General features: G+C 73.3%; 12 protein-coding genes. 4 read left to right on the forward strand and 8 right to left on the reverse strand.

Annotation, left to right across the window (positions count from 1 at the left end):
• Positions 1-5 precede the first annotated feature (5 nt).
• The gene (locus IAG44_RS42325; RefSeq protein WP_187752313.1) at positions 6-758 is read right to left on the reverse strand and encodes a GAF and ANTAR domain-containing protein; all 753 of its coding nucleotides are present in this window, start codon (positions 756-758) and stop codon (positions 6-8) included.
• 162 nt (positions 759-920) lie between these two features.
• Here IAG44_RS42325 and IAG44_RS42330 point away from each other — a divergent pair, with 162 nt between their 5' ends.
• A complete protein-coding gene (locus IAG44_RS42330; protein ID WP_187752314.1) occupies positions 921-2,384 on the forward strand; it encodes an aminotransferase class I/II-fold pyridoxal phosphate-dependent enzyme in 1,464 nt (487 codons plus the stop codon).
• 188 nt (positions 2,385-2,572) lie between these two features.
• Here the strand turns inward: IAG44_RS42330 and IAG44_RS42335 are convergent, their stop codons facing one another.
• Together IAG44_RS42335 and IAG44_RS42340 are read right to left on the reverse strand one after the other, a co-directional pair.
• A complete protein-coding gene (locus tag IAG44_RS42335; RefSeq protein ID WP_187752315.1) occupies positions 2,573-3,118 on the reverse strand; it encodes a hemerythrin domain-containing protein in 546 nt (181 codons plus the stop codon).
• A gap of 1 nt (position 3,119) precedes the next feature.
• Positions 3,120-4,322, reverse strand: coding sequence for a ferritin family protein (locus IAG44_RS42340; RefSeq protein WP_187752316.1), 1,203 nt, complete (start codon positions 4,320-4,322; stop codon positions 3,120-3,122).
• Between the two features lie 159 nt (positions 4,323-4,481).
• On the opposite strand from IAG44_RS42340, the gene IAG44_RS42345 reads away from it, so the two are divergent.
• The 3 genes from IAG44_RS42345 to IAG44_RS42355 all read left to right on the forward strand — a co-directional run bounded on the left by IAG44_RS42345 (position 4,482) and on the right by IAG44_RS42355 (position 9,258).
• On the forward strand, positions 4,482-5,510 hold the full coding sequence (locus IAG44_RS42345; RefSeq protein WP_187752317.1) for an SDR family oxidoreductase: 1,029 nt from the start codon (positions 4,482-4,484) through the stop codon (positions 5,508-5,510).
• A 48-nt stretch (positions 5,511-5,558) separates the two neighbouring features.
• A complete protein-coding gene (locus tag IAG44_RS42350) occupies positions 5,559-5,981 on the forward strand; it encodes a CBS domain-containing protein (protein WP_187752318.1) in 423 nt (140 codons plus the stop codon).
• Between the two features lie 166 nt (positions 5,982-6,147).
• A complete protein-coding gene (locus tag IAG44_RS42355) occupies positions 6,148-9,258 on the forward strand; it encodes an amidohydrolase family protein (protein WP_187752319.1) in 3,111 nt (1,036 codons plus the stop codon).
• Here the strand turns inward: IAG44_RS42355 and IAG44_RS42360 are convergent.
• The 5 genes from IAG44_RS42360 to IAG44_RS42380 are packed head-to-tail and all read right to left on the reverse strand — an operon-like array spanning position 9,255 to position 13,553.
• Positions 9,255-10,295: a 2-aminoethylphosphonate ABC transporter substrate-binding protein gene (locus tag IAG44_RS42360; protein ID WP_187752320.1), complete on the reverse strand. Its 1,041-nt coding sequence runs from the start codon at positions 10,293-10,295 to the stop codon at positions 9,255-9,257. The genes IAG44_RS42355 and IAG44_RS42360 overlap by 4 nt on opposite strands.
• A gap of 19 nt (positions 10,296-10,314) precedes the next feature.
• Positions 10,315-11,106 carry an ABC transporter permease gene (locus IAG44_RS42365; protein WP_187752321.1) on the reverse strand — a complete coding sequence of 264 codons (792 nt, stop codon included), beginning with the start codon at positions 11,104-11,106 and terminating at the stop codon, positions 10,315-10,317.
• Positions 11,093-11,875 (reverse strand): 2-aminoethylphosphonate ABC transporter permease subunit, encoded by a 783-nt coding sequence (locus IAG44_RS42370; RefSeq protein WP_187752322.1) that lies wholly within the window; start codon positions 11,873-11,875, stop codon positions 11,093-11,095. Before IAG44_RS42370 ends, IAG44_RS42365 begins: the two co-directional genes overlap by 14 nt.
• Positions 11,872-12,891 (reverse strand): ABC transporter ATP-binding protein, encoded by a 1,020-nt coding sequence (locus IAG44_RS42375; protein WP_187752323.1) that lies wholly within the window; start codon positions 12,889-12,891, stop codon positions 11,872-11,874. Before IAG44_RS42375 ends, IAG44_RS42370 begins: the two co-directional genes overlap by 4 nt.
• A complete protein-coding gene (locus tag IAG44_RS42380) occupies positions 12,888-13,553 on the reverse strand; it encodes an HAD family hydrolase (protein WP_187752324.1) in 666 nt (221 codons plus the stop codon). Before IAG44_RS42380 ends, IAG44_RS42375 begins: the two co-directional genes overlap by 4 nt.
• Between the last annotated feature and the right edge of the window lie 3 nt (positions 13,554-13,556).

Genomic DNA, 13,556 nt, shown 5'->3' on the forward strand with positions numbered 1-13,556 from the left:
CGTGGTCAGTCATCGCGGAGGTCCAGGGTGCCGTCGATGATGCCCCGGGCGACCTCCGTGGAGGTACGCCCGTCGGCGAACGCGCGGGCCCGCAGCCGCAGCAGCGCCTCCTCGGCGCTCACCCCCAGCCGGACCATCATCATCCCGGTCGCCTGGTGCACCTCCTCCCGGTCCGCCTCCGCTCCCGCGAGCCAGGTCACGACCCCCTCCGGGTCGGCGGACGCCTGGTCCAGGGCGACGACGGCGAGCGCGACGGCGTCGGCGACCAGCATCGCGGTGCGGACGTGGGCGTCGCTGAGGGAACCGGACGTCTCGCGGTACAGGTCGAGGGTGCCGAGCGCGCCCGCGCCGCCCGCCAGCGGCAGGGAGAACGCGGCCTCCGCGCCCGCCTTGGCGGCCTGCACGGAGAACAGCGGCCAGCGCCGGGTGGCCGGGGGACTCGTCAGGTCCGTCGCGAACACCGGGGCCCGCAGCCGGATCGCCTCCATCCCGGGCCCCTCTCCGAGCGTGTACTGGATCTCCGCGAGCCGTGCCGCGACCGCGTCGCTCGCGCACAGCACGACCCCGAGGTCCGCGCTGTCCCCGAGCACCGACACCGACAGGCCCGACGCCGCCGGCAGCAGCGACACACAGGCCCGGCACAGCGCCTCGGGCACCTCGGCGGCGGGCAGCCCCCGCACCCCGGCGATGAGTTCGTGCGCGACACGGGCACGCTCGGCGTCCAGCGCCTCCTCGGCGTCGTGGTCGTCCTCGGCCATGTCCTCATCACCTCCTGGAGTGTCAGACGGACGTTTCGGTCCGAATCTTGACACAGGGTGGGCAGGTGGCCCGAGCGCCGGGTTTCCCGTCCGCGCCCCCGGAAACGCCGTGTGGCCCCGCATGTCAGGGGTACGCGAACGCCCCTGACCTCAGGAGGAACCATGGACCACTCACGAGCCCCCGTCCTGGACGCGCTGCGGGAATTCCGCCGCCGGGGTGACGTCGTCTACGGGCCGCCCGGACACAAACAGGGCCGGGGCGCCGATCCCCGGGTCCTGGACGTCGTCGGGGCCGGCGTTTTCCGCTCGGACGTCCTGATGCTCAACGGACTCGACGACCGGCGCCAGTCGCAGGGGGTCCTCGCGCAGGCGCAGGAGCTGATGGCGGACGCCGTCGGCGCGGACCGGGCGTTCTTCTCCACCTGCGGCAGCTCCCTGTCGGTGCGCACGGCGATGCTCGCGGCCGCGGGCCCCGGCGAGAAGCTGCTGCTGTCGCGCAACGCGCACAAGTCGGTGATCGCGGCCGTCGTCGTGAACGGCGTCCAGCCGGTGTGGGTGCACCCGAAGTTCGACACCGCCCGCCACCTCGCCCACCCGCCCGAGGCCGACGACGTGCGCCGCCGGCTGCGCGAACACCCGGACGCCAAGGGCATGCTGCTCATCACCCCGACCGACTGGGGGACCTGCGCGGACATCCGCGCGGTGGCCCGCGTGTGCCACGAGCGGGACGTCCCGCTGATCGTCGACGAGGCGTGGGGAGCCACCCTGCCGTTCCACCCGGCGCTGCCGCCGTGGGGCATGGACGCCGAGGCCGACCTCGTGGTGACCAGCGTCCACAAGACGGGCAGCGCGATCGAGCAGAGCTCCGTCTTCCACCTCCAGTACGACCGGATCGCCCCGGAGGTCCTGAAGCAGCGCGAGGACCTGCTCGGCACCACCAGCGCCTCCTCCCTCGTGTACGCGACCCTCGACGGCTGGCGCCGCCAGATGGTCGAGCAGGGGCACGGCCTCCTGGAGACGGCCCTGGAACGCGCGCGGCGCGTCCGCGCGGCGCTCGACGCGCTGCCGGGACCGCGCCCGCTGGGCCAGGAGGTCGTCGACGAGGGCCTGGCCGCCTCCTACGACCCCCTGAAGATCACGATCGACGTCCGCGACCTCGGCGTCAGCGGCATGCAGGCCGCCGAATGGCTGCGTGCCGAACGCCACATCGACGTCGGCAGCTCCGACACCTGCCGCATCTCCGCCTCGCTGACCTGCGCGGACGACGACGAGACCGAGAAACTCCTGCTCGACGCCCTGCACGCGCTCACCGAACACGCAGGTGCGATCGAACCCCGGCCGCCGGTCCACCTGCCCGACCCCGCCGACCTGGAACTCGAACAGGCCATGCTGCCCCGCGACGCGTTCTTCGCCGACGCCGAACACGTCCCCGCCGAACGCGCGGCCGGCCGGATCGCCGCCGAGATGATCAGCCCCTACCCGCCCGGCGTCCCCGTCGTCGCCCCCGGCGAGGTCGTCACCGGCGCCGTCCTCGATCACCTGCGCTCCGCCGCCGCCCACGGCGCGCTGCTCCCGGACGCGGCCGACCCGACGGTGGGGACCCTGCGCGTCGTCCGGAGGGGATGAGGAGGCGGCGCGTCGTGGACGGGCGGATCGCGGACGGCGTCGACGCCGCGTGACCGGACCGGTGGGCGCGGGCTGTGGGATCCCGCGCCCCTCCACGGCCACCGGGACACCCCGGACGCCTTCGTACCCGGCACCGTGGCGCCCCGCGGACGGGACGATCACCGACGGGGACGCCGTCCCCTCTCCGGTCAGCCCGTCGCTTTGCGGATCGCGTCCCGGACGCGGTCGACGAGGGCCGTGACCGGGCCGAGGGCGAGGTTCGCGGGGGCCGACTCCGTGCCGGGGTGCGGGCGGGTGGGGGCCGTGGCCTCCGCCGCGCGGACCGCGGTGGCCATCGACGCCAGGCGGTCCGGTCCGGCGTGCCGCCGGACGTGCGGGAACTCGTACCGTTCCTCGGCGCGCGCGTGGGCCGCCACGTCCAGTCGCAGGACGTGCAACTCGGCGAGGAACTTGGGGTCGTCGGTGTCCATCCCGTCGAGCCGCGCCAGCACCTCCTTCGCCTGCCGCTCCTCCGCCAGCCGGTCCGCGACGACATGTTCGCCGTCCGGGACCGAGCGGCGCGTGAAGGGGTGCACGACCTCCTCCTCGGCCGTCTCGTGCACGGCGAGCAGCCGCACCAGCCGGTGGAACGCCGACCGCCGCTCCTCCCCCTCGGACCGCTCGACCTCGTCGAACAGGTTGCGGATGTCGCCGTGCTGACACATCAGCAGGGCCACGACATCGGTGCCGGCCATGTCAGTTCCTCTCCCGCGAGGCGACGTCGGGGTGCGGGCCCTCGCTCTCCAGCCGGTACTCGCCGCCGAACTGTTCCCGGTGACGGGCCATGACCCGTTCGCTGGGCGGCTCCTCACCGCCGTGGATCAGCTCCTGGAACCGTTGGAACCGCTCGTGCGCGTCGCGGACGTACCCGGTGCCCAGGGTGGTGAGGTCGATCTGCGTGTCCAGCAGGCCCCGCACGAACCGTTTGTTCTCCTCGAAGGTGAGGACGTTCGGCAGCTCCGGCGCCAGCAGTTCGCCCGGCTCGCGGCCGTCGTGGCGGCGCAGCAGGTCACAGGCGATCCGCAGGTGTTCGAGCTCCATGTTCAGATGCAGCTCCCACACGGCCCGCACCTTCGCGTCGGGCTCCTGCTCCAGGAACGAGTGGTACAGGTAGCACTCGTTGTACTCGTGGGTGACGAGCTGCTCCCACCACGTCTCGCCCGGGTCGACCAGCGACTCGTAGTGCGTGACGTGCTCCTCCTCGATCAGCGCGATCTCCTGGTAGAGCTGGCGGGCGATCGGCTCCATGTACTGGGGGCCGACGTTCATGTAGAAGTTCATGGTCTGCTGCTCGGCCGACATGATCGTCAGGGCGTGCAGCCTCGACAGCGGGTCCGCTGCCGTCCGGTCGTAGGGCTCGCGGACGTTGTCGACCGGGTCGCGGTGGTGGAACTTGGTGGGACGGCCCGGCATGACCTCGGTGAGCTGGCCGACGACCGACTCGGCCTTGCGGTGCTCGATCATCTCGTACAGGTTGGCGTACCGGTACAGGTGGTCGAAGTCCTCCAGGACCCCGAACTCGTACGCCTGGCGCAGATACGGGTCGGGCTCGTGCCGGGCGACCCAGCCGGTGAGGTCCACGGCCACCTGCTCGTAGGCGATGGTGGTCTCCAGGACCGACGCGAGGCCGGGCAGCAGCCAGTTGACGGCCTTCTGCTGCTGAGCCTCCACGTAGCGGACCCGGGCCAGCTCCTGCCTGACGTCCGGGTCGGGACAGTGGCGGGCGAACTGGCGGTTGAAGAGGATCGCCTCGGCCTCGATGCCGTTCATCGTGATGATCCGGCAGCGGGTGTACGGGTCGCCGCGGTCGGGGTCGACCGGTTCGACGTCCAGCTCGCGCCAGTTGCGTAACTGGCGGTCCAGGGGGATGCCCTGGTGTTCCAGCGGGTTGAAGCCCATGACCGGGTCTCCTCGGCTGACGGGGGTAGGGGCGAGCCGCCGGGTACCCGGCGCGCGGTCCCCGTAACGGCGCCCGCGCGGGATCGGCCGGCGGGGGAGTGGGGTGCGCGCCGGCGGGTACCCGGGGTGCCCAGTCCCGGTCCCCGAGAGGAGACGAAGGTGAGCTCAGAGACCAGCAGGGTCGTGGTGACCGGCGCTACCGGGAACGTGGGGACGAGCGTGGTGCGCGGGCTGTGCGAGGACCCGCGGGTCGAGTGGGTGCGCGGGCTCGCCCGGCGGCGGCCGGGGTGGACGCACGAGAAGGCCGAGTGGCACACCGCCGACCTGGCCTCCGAGCGGACCGACCTCGCCGCCCTGCTGAAGGGCGCCACCGCCGTCGTCCACCTCGCGTGGGCGTTCCAGCCGACGCACGACCCGGCGCGGACCTGGCGGACCAACGTACTGGGTTCGATCCGGGTGTTCGAGGCGGTCGCCGCCGCCCAGGTGCCGGTGCTGGTGCACGCCTCCTCGGTCGGCGCCTACTCGCCGGGCCCGAAGGAGGACACGGTGGACGAGTCCTGGCCGACCCACGGCTGGCCGGACGCCGCCTACTGCCGCGAGAAGGCGTACCTGGAACGGACGCTGGACACCTTCACCCGCGACCAGCCCGGCATCAGGGTGGTCAGGATGCGCCCGGCGTTCCTGTTCAAGCGGGAGTCGGCGAGCCAGCAGCGGCGCATCTTCGGCGGCCGGTACCTGCCGGGCCCGCTGCTGCGCCCCGGCGCCCTGCCGCTCCTGCCGGACGTCCCGGGCCTGCGCGTGCAGGTCCTGCACACCGAGGACGCGGCCCGCGCCTACCAGTTGGCTTTGCACGCCGACACCGCGCACGGCGCCTTCAACCTCACCGCCGAACCGACCGTCGACACCGCGCTTCTGGCCGAGCTGTTCCACGCCCGCCCGGTGCGCCTGCCGCGCACGGCGGCCCGCTCCGCGATCTCCGCGGCCTGGGGCCTGCACCTGCTGCCGGCCTCCCCGCACCTGTTCGACGCCGTCCTGCGGCTGCCGCTGATGGACTGCTCCCGCGCCCGCGCGGAGCTGGGCTGGCGGCCCGAGCGGGACGCCGTGGAGGTGGTGCGCGAGTCGCTGGCCGGCCTGCGGGAGGGCGCGGGGGACGAGACCGAGCCGCTGCGCGGGCGCAAGGCCGGCTGACCGAGCACACCGACCGAGAGATCGAGAGAACGAGAGAGGACGACTTCCATGACCCAGCACGTCCGTGACGTGATGACCGCCCGCCCGGTGACCGTCGAACCGGTCGCCTCGGTGGCCTCGGTGGCCCGCGTCATGCGGGACGAGAACATCGGCGCCGTCCTGGTCGCCGAACAGGAGCGGCTGCGGGGGCTGGTCAGCGACCGTGACCTGGTGGTGCGGGTGCTGGCCGAGGGCGGCGACCCGGAGCGCACCACCGTGGGCGACGCGTGCAGCGGCGACCTCGTCACCGTCGGCCCCGACGACGAACTGCGCCAGGCCGTCGCGGCGATGCGCGAGCACGCGGTGCGCCGGGTGCCCGTCGTCGACGGCGAGCGCAACGTGGTGGGGGTGGTTTCCCTCGCCGACCTCGCGATCGAGCGCGACCCCGACTCCGCGCTGGGCGACATCAGCGCGGCGAAGCCCAACCGCTGACGGGGCGAAGCCCAGCCGTCGAGGGGCGTCTTCCGGCCATTCGCCGGTCTGTGTCGATTCTGGTTGATGCGGTCCCTACATCCGCAATGATCATATGAACATCGGTCTGCTGCTCATGGCATGCCCATGTCCATAAGGTCTGTACGGTCATAAAGGGGACACCCGCATGAACGGACGCGCGATCGACATCAGCCGGAGGGGTTTCATCGGGGCCGGAGCGGGGGTCGCCGGAGTGGCGCTGCTCCCGGCGGCCCCCGCGGGCGCGGCCGGACAACGCGGCAGAACGCTGTCCTACACCGCCGGCACCAACGCGGCCGTGACCGCCGCCCCCGACGGCCGGCTCCTCATCGAGGTCCAGGGCGTGCTGTGGACGCTGCCGAAGGACGGCGGCACCGCGACCGCCCTCACCGACACCGCCCTCGAACCCACCCGCCCCACCTGGTCCCCGGACGGCACGACGATCGCGTTCTGCGCCTACCAGGGCGGCGGCTTCCACCTGTGGACCATGGCCCCGGACGGCTCCCGCCTCAGGCAACTCACCTCGGGCCCCTGGGACGACCGGGGCGTGAGCTGGTCCCCCGACGGCACCCGGCTCGCCTTCGCCTCCGAACGCGGCGGCAACGACGTCACCGGCTCCTCCTACGACATCTGGACGGTCGAGGTCGCCACCGGCCGCCTCACCCGCCTCACCGACACTCCCGACGCCGAGGACCACGACCCCGCCTGGCACCCCGACGGCGACCGGATCCTCTTCGTCCGCGCCGAGAAGGGCCTCGCCCGCACCATCGCCTCCGTCCCGGCCACGGGCGGCGAGGTGAGCGTCGTGCGCACCGTCGACACCGGCACCGTCCTCGCCCCCGCGCTCTCCCGCGACGGCCGCCTCGCCCACGTCTGGCTCGGCCCCGCCACCGTCGGCACCTACAACGAGACCGCGTCCCTGGTGGTCGACGGCACCGTCGTCTCCGGCACCGAGGACGTCTCCCCGCAGCCTCCCGCCTGGACGGCGGACGGCGCGCTCCTCTACTTCGCCGACGGCCGCATCACCCGCCGCGCCCCCGCGATGGACACGGCGACCACCGTCCCGTTCACCGCCTGCACCCCGGTCACCCGCACCCCGCGCCCCGACAAGCCCCGCGACTTCGACTCCACCGCCGAAAAACCCGTACGCGGCGTCCACTTCCCCGTCCTCGCGCCCGACGGCCGCTCCGTCGCCTACTGCGCGCTGGGCGCCCTGTGGCACCAGCCCCTGGGCGGCCGGCCCCGCAAACTCGTCGAAGCGCGGCCCGAGCACTACGTCCAGATGCCCGCGTGGAGCAGGGACGGCCGCAGCCTCGTCTACGTCCACGACAGCGACGGCCTCGCCGCCGTCCACCGCGTCGACCTCGCCGACGGCACCGACACCGTCCTCGCCTCCGGCGGCCGCGTCAACCCCGCGCTCGCCCCCGACGGTTCGCGCCTGGCCTGCCACGACATCACCGGCAACCTCCTCGTCGTCGACCTCGCCGACGGCACGGAGACCCGGCTCGCCGCACCGCTGGGCGCCAACGGCCTGCCCGGACGCCCCAGTTGGTCCCCCGACGGCCGCTACCTCGCCCTGTGCGACCGTAACCGCCTCAACCAGCGCTTCCGCGAGGGCTACAACGTCATCCGGATCGTCGACACCCGCGACGGCACCTCCCGCACCCACCTCCCCAGCCCCCACACCTCCCTCGCCGACCGCTACGACAGCGGCCCCGTCTGGTCCCCCGACGGACGCCACCTCGCCTACGTCAGCGAGTCCGCGCTGTGGCTGCTGCCCGTCCGCCCCGACGGCACCCCCGACGGCGAACCCCGCCGCCTCACCGACGCCGCCGCCGACCACCCCTCCTGGTCCGGCGACTCCGCCCGCCTCCTCCACCTCTCCGGCACGAAACTCCGCCTCACCGCCGCGAACGGCACCGGCAGCCGCACGATCCCCGTCCCGCTGACCACCGCCCGCAGCCTCCCGCCCCGCACCGACACCGTCCGCGTCCACGCCGGCCGCCTCTGGGACGGCACCGGGGACAGCGTCCGCGAGAACGTCGACGTCGTCATCGAGGGCAACCGGATCACCGCCGTCGAACCCCACCGCGCCGCCCGCGCCGGTGAACGGACCCTCGACGCGTCCCGCCAGACCGTCCTGCCGGGCCTGTGGGACGCCCACACCCACCCCTACCAGAACATCTACGGCGGCCGGCAGACCCGTCTCAACCTCGCCTACGGCGTCACCAGCACCGCCTCCCTCGGCGGATTCGCCTACGAACAGGCGAGGCTGCGCGAGGCCACCGACGCCGGAGCGCTCCAGGGGCCCCGCCTGTTCACCACCGGCGAGCTGATCGACGGCAGCCGCGTCGCCTACAGCATGGGCCGCGCCCACGCCACGCGGGACGGCGTGCGCCGCAGCCTGGAGCGGGCGCGGGCCCTCGACTACGACTTCGTCAAGACCTACGTCCGCGCCCCCGCCGCGACGATGGCCCAGGCCGCCCGCACCGCGCGCGAGCTGGGCGTCCCGGCCGGCAGCCACCTCGTCACCCCCGGCCGGCAGAGCGGCCAGACCCTCACCACCCACCTCCTCGCCACCCAGCGCCAGGAGTACAGCCGCGCCGTCTCCCCGACCGGCCGCTCCTACCAGGACGTCCACGAGATGTACCGGGGCGGCGACTTCGCGCTGATCATCACCCCGTTCAGCGCGCTCGCCCTCCTCGGCGTCGACCCCGAACTCGCCGAGGACCCCCGGGTGACGGCCCTGATGCCGCCGTGGGACACCGCGACCGTCCGCAACAGCGCCGCGACCCCGCCCACCGCGGGCCAGCTGAAGGGCCTCGGCATCGAGATGGGCATCTACCGCGCGGTCGTCGACGAGGGAGGCGCCGTCGCCCTCGGCACGGACGCCCCCCTCACCCCCGTCGGCCTCCACGTCCACCTCGCGCTGCGCGCCCTGCACCGCCACGGCGGCTTCACCCCCGCCGAGGCCCTGACCAGCGCGACCCTGGAACCCGCCCGCGTCTTCGGCGTAGCCGACGACCTCGGCACCGTCGAACCCGGCAAGCTCGCCGACCTCACCGCCGTCGACGGCGACCCCTTCACCGACTTCGACGACCTCGTCCGCACGGCGTGGACGATGCGCGACGGCACCGTCCACCGGACGGCCGACCTCGTCGGCGCGCAGCCGCACGCGCTGCACACCGGCCAGAGCGCGCACACGGACTGGCTCGCCGTGGGGGAGATCCTGCACCGGGACGGCTGCTGCGCGTCCTAACTCCCGGTCGCCGCCTTCCAGTTCTCCACGTAGGAGGGCAGGCGCGCGGCCACGTCGGTCCAGTCCGGCGTGAAGATCTCGACGCCGTCCATCAGCTTCGCCAGCGCGACGGCGTCGGGGTCGGTCGCCTTCACGTCACGCCGGGCGCTGAAACCGCCGCCGACCGAACCGACCTCCTGCTGGGCCTCGCGGCTCAGCAGGAAGTCGAGCAGCGCGCGGCCGTTCGCGGAGTGCGGGGCCCCGGTGACGAGCCCGGCGGCGTAGGGCAGCGCGAAGGTGGTGGGCCTGCCGCCCCGCGGCGCCGGGAACCAGATCCCCAGGTTCGGCATCGTCTTGGCCTGCGCGTAGTTCATCTGGACGTCGCCGTTCGCGACGAGGAGTTCCCCCTTGTCGACCTTCGGCGCGAGCTTGCCGGTCGAGGCGGAAGGGCCCACGTTGTTGACCTGGAGCCTGCCGAGGTAGTCCAGAGCCGGTTTCTCGCCGCCGAAGTCGTGGATCGCCTTGATCAGCACGGCCGTTCCGTCGCCGGCGACACCGGGCGTCGAGTACTGGAGCTTGTTCTTGTACCTGCCGTCGAGCAGTTCCTGCCAGGTGCGCGGGGGCTGCTTCAGATGCTTCTTGTCGTAGACGAAGCCGAAGTAGTTGTCGACGACGCTGGTCCAGGTGCCGTTTGCCGCCCTGGTGGCCGTTTCGGAGCCCCGCGGGGTGTACTTCCGCAACAGGCCCTTGCCGTCGGCCTGCTGGATGAACGGCGGGAGCGTGACGAGGACGTCGGCCTGCGGGTTGCTCCGCTCGCGGACGACGCGCTGCACCATCTCGCCGGAGCCGCCCTCCACGTACTCGACCTTGATCCCGGTCCGCTTCGTGAAGTCGGCGAAGACCTTGTCGTACCAGCCGTCGCCGCTCTCGCCCTTGAGACCGTCGGCGCTGTAGACGGTGACGGTCTTCGCGTCGGAGGCGGCCGTCGAGGTGCCGCAGGCGGCGGACAGGACGAGGAGGCTGACGGCGAGGGTGAGCCTGAGGGGGTGTGTGGGCATGACGATCGGACTCCAGAGTTCAGCGGTACGACGCCCTGGTACGGACCCGGGACACGACGGACAGGGCGAGCAGAGTGGCTGCCATCAGCACCACCGCGAGCGCGGACCCCGTGAACAGGGCGCCCCGGTCGGTGGCGGAGTGGACCAGGACCGGCAGCGGGGTCCAGTCCGGCGGGTACAGCATCACGGTGGCGCTCAACTCGCCCATGGACAGGGCGAAGCACAGCCCCGCGGCGGCGGTCAGCGACGGCAGCAGCAGCGGCAGCCGCACCCGCCACAGCACGTACGACGGGCGCGCGCCCAGCGACGCCGCCGCCTGCTCGTAGACCGGGTCGAGCCGGGTGAGCGCCGCCGCCACCGACTGGTACGCGAACGCCGTCACCAGCACCGTGTGCGCGAGGATCACGATCCACCGGGTGCCGTTCAGCGGCAGCGGCGGCTTCGAGAACGCGACCAGCACCGACAGGCCCACCACGACGGACGGGACCGCGACGGGCAGCACGAACAGCGCGTCCATGAGGCGCCGTCTCCTGAGCGCTCCCGCGGCGAGCGCGGCCCAGGTGCCCACGGCCAGCGCGAGCAGGCTCGCGGCCGTCGCCGTGGCCAGGCTCGTGGTGAGCGCCTGAAGGGCCTCGCCGTGCGTCGCGGCCCGGTAGTTGGCCGTCGTCGGGCCCGACGGCAGGACGCCGGACCAGTGCGTGGCGAACGACGCGCCGACGATGACCAGCAGCGGGAGGGCGAACAGGGGCAGGAACAGGGCGAGGAACACCGCCCACACCGCCCACCGGGCCCGGCGGCTATGCACCAGCACGCCGGCTCACCCCCCGGTACAGCGCGTAGAGCCCCACGGACAGCACGACGTTGACGACCGCCACCACGCACGCGCCCGCGTAGTCCGACTCCAGGATCGCCTTGCCGTAGATCAGCAGCGGCAGCGTCGTCACCCCCTTCGCCCCCGTGAACAGCACGATCCCGAACTCGTTGAGACACAGCACCAGCACGAGACTCCCGCCCGCCGCCAGAGCGGGCAGCGCCTCCGGCAGGATCACCCGCCGCACGATCGCCGGCGCCCGTGCCCCGAGGCTCGACGCCGCCTCGATCTGCGCGGGGTCGAGCTGCGAGAACGCGGCGAGCAGCGGGCGCATCACGAACGGCGTGAAGTAGGTGACCTCGGCCAGCAGCACGCCCCAGGGCGTCGTCAGGAACTGGGAGGAGCCGACGACGCCGGTCGAGCCGTACACGAACAGCAGGGCCAGCGTGATCAGGAACGACGGGAAGGAGAGGAAGACGTCCACGAACCGGGCGACCGCCCGCGCGCCGGGGAACGGGACGAACGCGATGACCAGCGCGAGGAAGAACCCCAGGACCAGACAGCCGGCGGTGGCGGCGAGCGCCAGCCACACCGTCGTCCACAGCGCCTGCCGGAACGCCTCCGAGGCGAAGACGTCGGCGTAGGGCCGCAGCGAGGTGCCGCCGGAGTCGGGCCGCAGGGACTGCTGGACGACCAGGGTGAGGGGATAGAGGAAGAAGACGCCCAGGAGGGCGACGGGAGGCAGGGTCCACAGGAGGCGTCTGGTCATGGCAGCAGCACCGCGTCCCGCGGGGCGAAGTGCAGGACGACCTGCTCGCCGTGCGCCGGGGGCTGTCCGAGTTCGCGCACGTCGGCCGTCACCGTGTGCCCGCCGACCTCCACCAGCAGCCGGTGCGTGGCCCCGCGCCACTGGATCTCCCGCACGACACCGGAGAGCTGGTTCGGCCCCGGGCCCAGGCCCACGAGATGCGGCCGGACGCACAGGGTGGCCCGCGTTCCCGCGCCCGCCGTGTCGACCGTCAGCCGCGCCCCCGCGAACTCGACCTCCCCGCTGCCCACGCTCACCGGCAGCAGGTTCGCCCCGCCCACGAACGACGCCGTGAACTCGTCCCCCGGCGCCCGGTACAGCTCCCTCGGCGTCCCGCACGCCCGCAGGCGCGCCCGGTCGAGGACCGCGATCCGGTCGGCCAGCGTCAGCGCCTCGACCTGGTCGTGGGTGACGTACAGGATCGTCACATCCGGCAACTCCCGGTGCAGCCGTGCGAGTTCGGCCAGCATCTCGGAGCGCAGCCGCGCGTCCAGCGCCGACAGCGGCTCGTCGAGCAGCAGCACCTCGGGCCGGATCGCGAGCGCCCGCGCGATCGCGACGCGCTGCTGCTGGCCCCCGGACAACTCCCGTGGCCTGCGCCGCGCGTACGCGCCCATCCCGGTCATCTCCAGCGCCTCACCGACCCGTTGCCGGATCTCCCCCTTGGGCAGCCGGCGCGCCTTCAGCCCGAACGCCACGTTGTCCTCGACCCGCAGGTGCGGGAAGAGCGCGTACTGCTGGACGACCATCCCGATGCCCCGCCGGTGGGGCGGTACGTCGGTCACGTCCCGCTCGCCGAGGAACACCCGCCCCGACGACGGCTGCACGAACCCGGCGACGGCCCGCAGCGCGGTCGTCTTCCCGGACACCGACGGCCCGAGCAGCGCCATCACCTCACCCGGCCCGACGGCGAGATCGAGGGCGTCCAGGACGGTGTTCCCGTCGTAGGCGACGCTCACGGAGTCGAAGCGGATCACGTCAGCACCCCGGGCAGCTCGGCGACGGAACCGAGGACGTGCGTGGCCCCGGCGGCGCGCAGCGCCCGCGCGTCGTGCGCCCCGGTCAGCACCCCCGCGACGAGTCCGGCCCCGGCTCGCACCCCGCTCAGCACGTCGTACGACGTGTCCCCGACGACCGCGACCTGCGAGACGTCCTCGGCGGCCTTCGTCCGCACGAACGCCTCCAGGACCATGTCCGGGTACGGGCGTCCGCGCCCGCCCGCGTCCGCCGGGCACAGAGTGAGCGCGGCGAGACCGCGCCAGCCGAGGGCGTCGAGGAGCGCGTCCTGGGTGACGCGGGCGAAACCGGTGGTGAGGACGACGGTGCGGCCCTGCTCGGTGATGCGCTCGATGGCTTCGCGGGCGCCGGGGAGCGGGGTGACGAGGCCGTCGGCGACGAGGTTGCCGTACGCCTGCTCGAAGGCGGCGTTGGCGCGCTGGGCGGCGATCTCGTCGCCGTAGAGGTGGCGGAAGACGGAGATCTTGGACTCGCCCATCGTGGCCCGCACATGGGCGAGGTGATCGGGGTCCGAACCGAGGGCCGTCGTGAAGGCGCGCTCGACGAGTCCGCCGTCGGCGACGGTCGTGCCGGCCATGTCGAGGACGACGAGGCGGATGTCGTGGTTCGTGTCGTGGTTCATGTC

Source organism: Streptomyces roseirectus, assembly GCF_014489635.1.
GTDB lineage: Bacteria > Actinomycetota > Actinomycetes > Streptomycetales > Streptomycetaceae > Streptomyces > Streptomyces roseirectus.

Excerpts from the sequence above, each read along its gene's own strand:
- IAG44_RS42355 (WP_187752319.1), top strand. The coding sequence starts at position 6,148 with ATGAACGGACGCGCGATCGACATCAGCCGGAGGGGTTTCATCGGGGCC.
- IAG44_RS42335 (WP_187752315.1), bottom strand. The coding sequence starts at position 3,118 with ATGGCCGGCACCGATGTCGTGGCCCTGCTGATGTGTCAGCACGGCGAC.
- IAG44_RS42360 (WP_187752320.1), bottom strand. The coding sequence starts at position 10,295 with ATGCCCACACACCCCCTCAGGCTCACCCTCGCCGTCAGCCTCCTCGTC.
- IAG44_RS42340 (WP_187752316.1), bottom strand. The coding sequence starts at position 4,322 with ATGGGCTTCAACCCGCTGGAACACCAGGGCATCCCCCTGGACCGCCAG.
- IAG44_RS42350 (WP_187752318.1), top strand. The coding sequence starts at position 5,559 with ATGACCCAGCACGTCCGTGACGTGATGACCGCCCGCCCGGTGACCGTC.
- IAG44_RS42370 (WP_187752322.1), bottom strand. The coding sequence starts at position 11,875 with ATGACCAGACGCCTCCTGTGGACCCTGCCTCCCGTCGCCCTCCTGGGC.
- IAG44_RS42330 (WP_187752314.1), top strand. The coding sequence starts at position 921 with ATGGACCACTCACGAGCCCCCGTCCTGGACGCGCTGCGGGAATTCCGC.
- IAG44_RS42380 (WP_187752324.1), bottom strand. The coding sequence starts at position 13,553 with ATGAACCACGACACGAACCACGACATCCGCCTCGTCGTCCTCGACATG.
- IAG44_RS42325 (WP_187752313.1), bottom strand. The coding sequence starts at position 758 with ATGGCCGAGGACGACCACGACGCCGAGGAGGCGCTGGACGCCGAGCGT.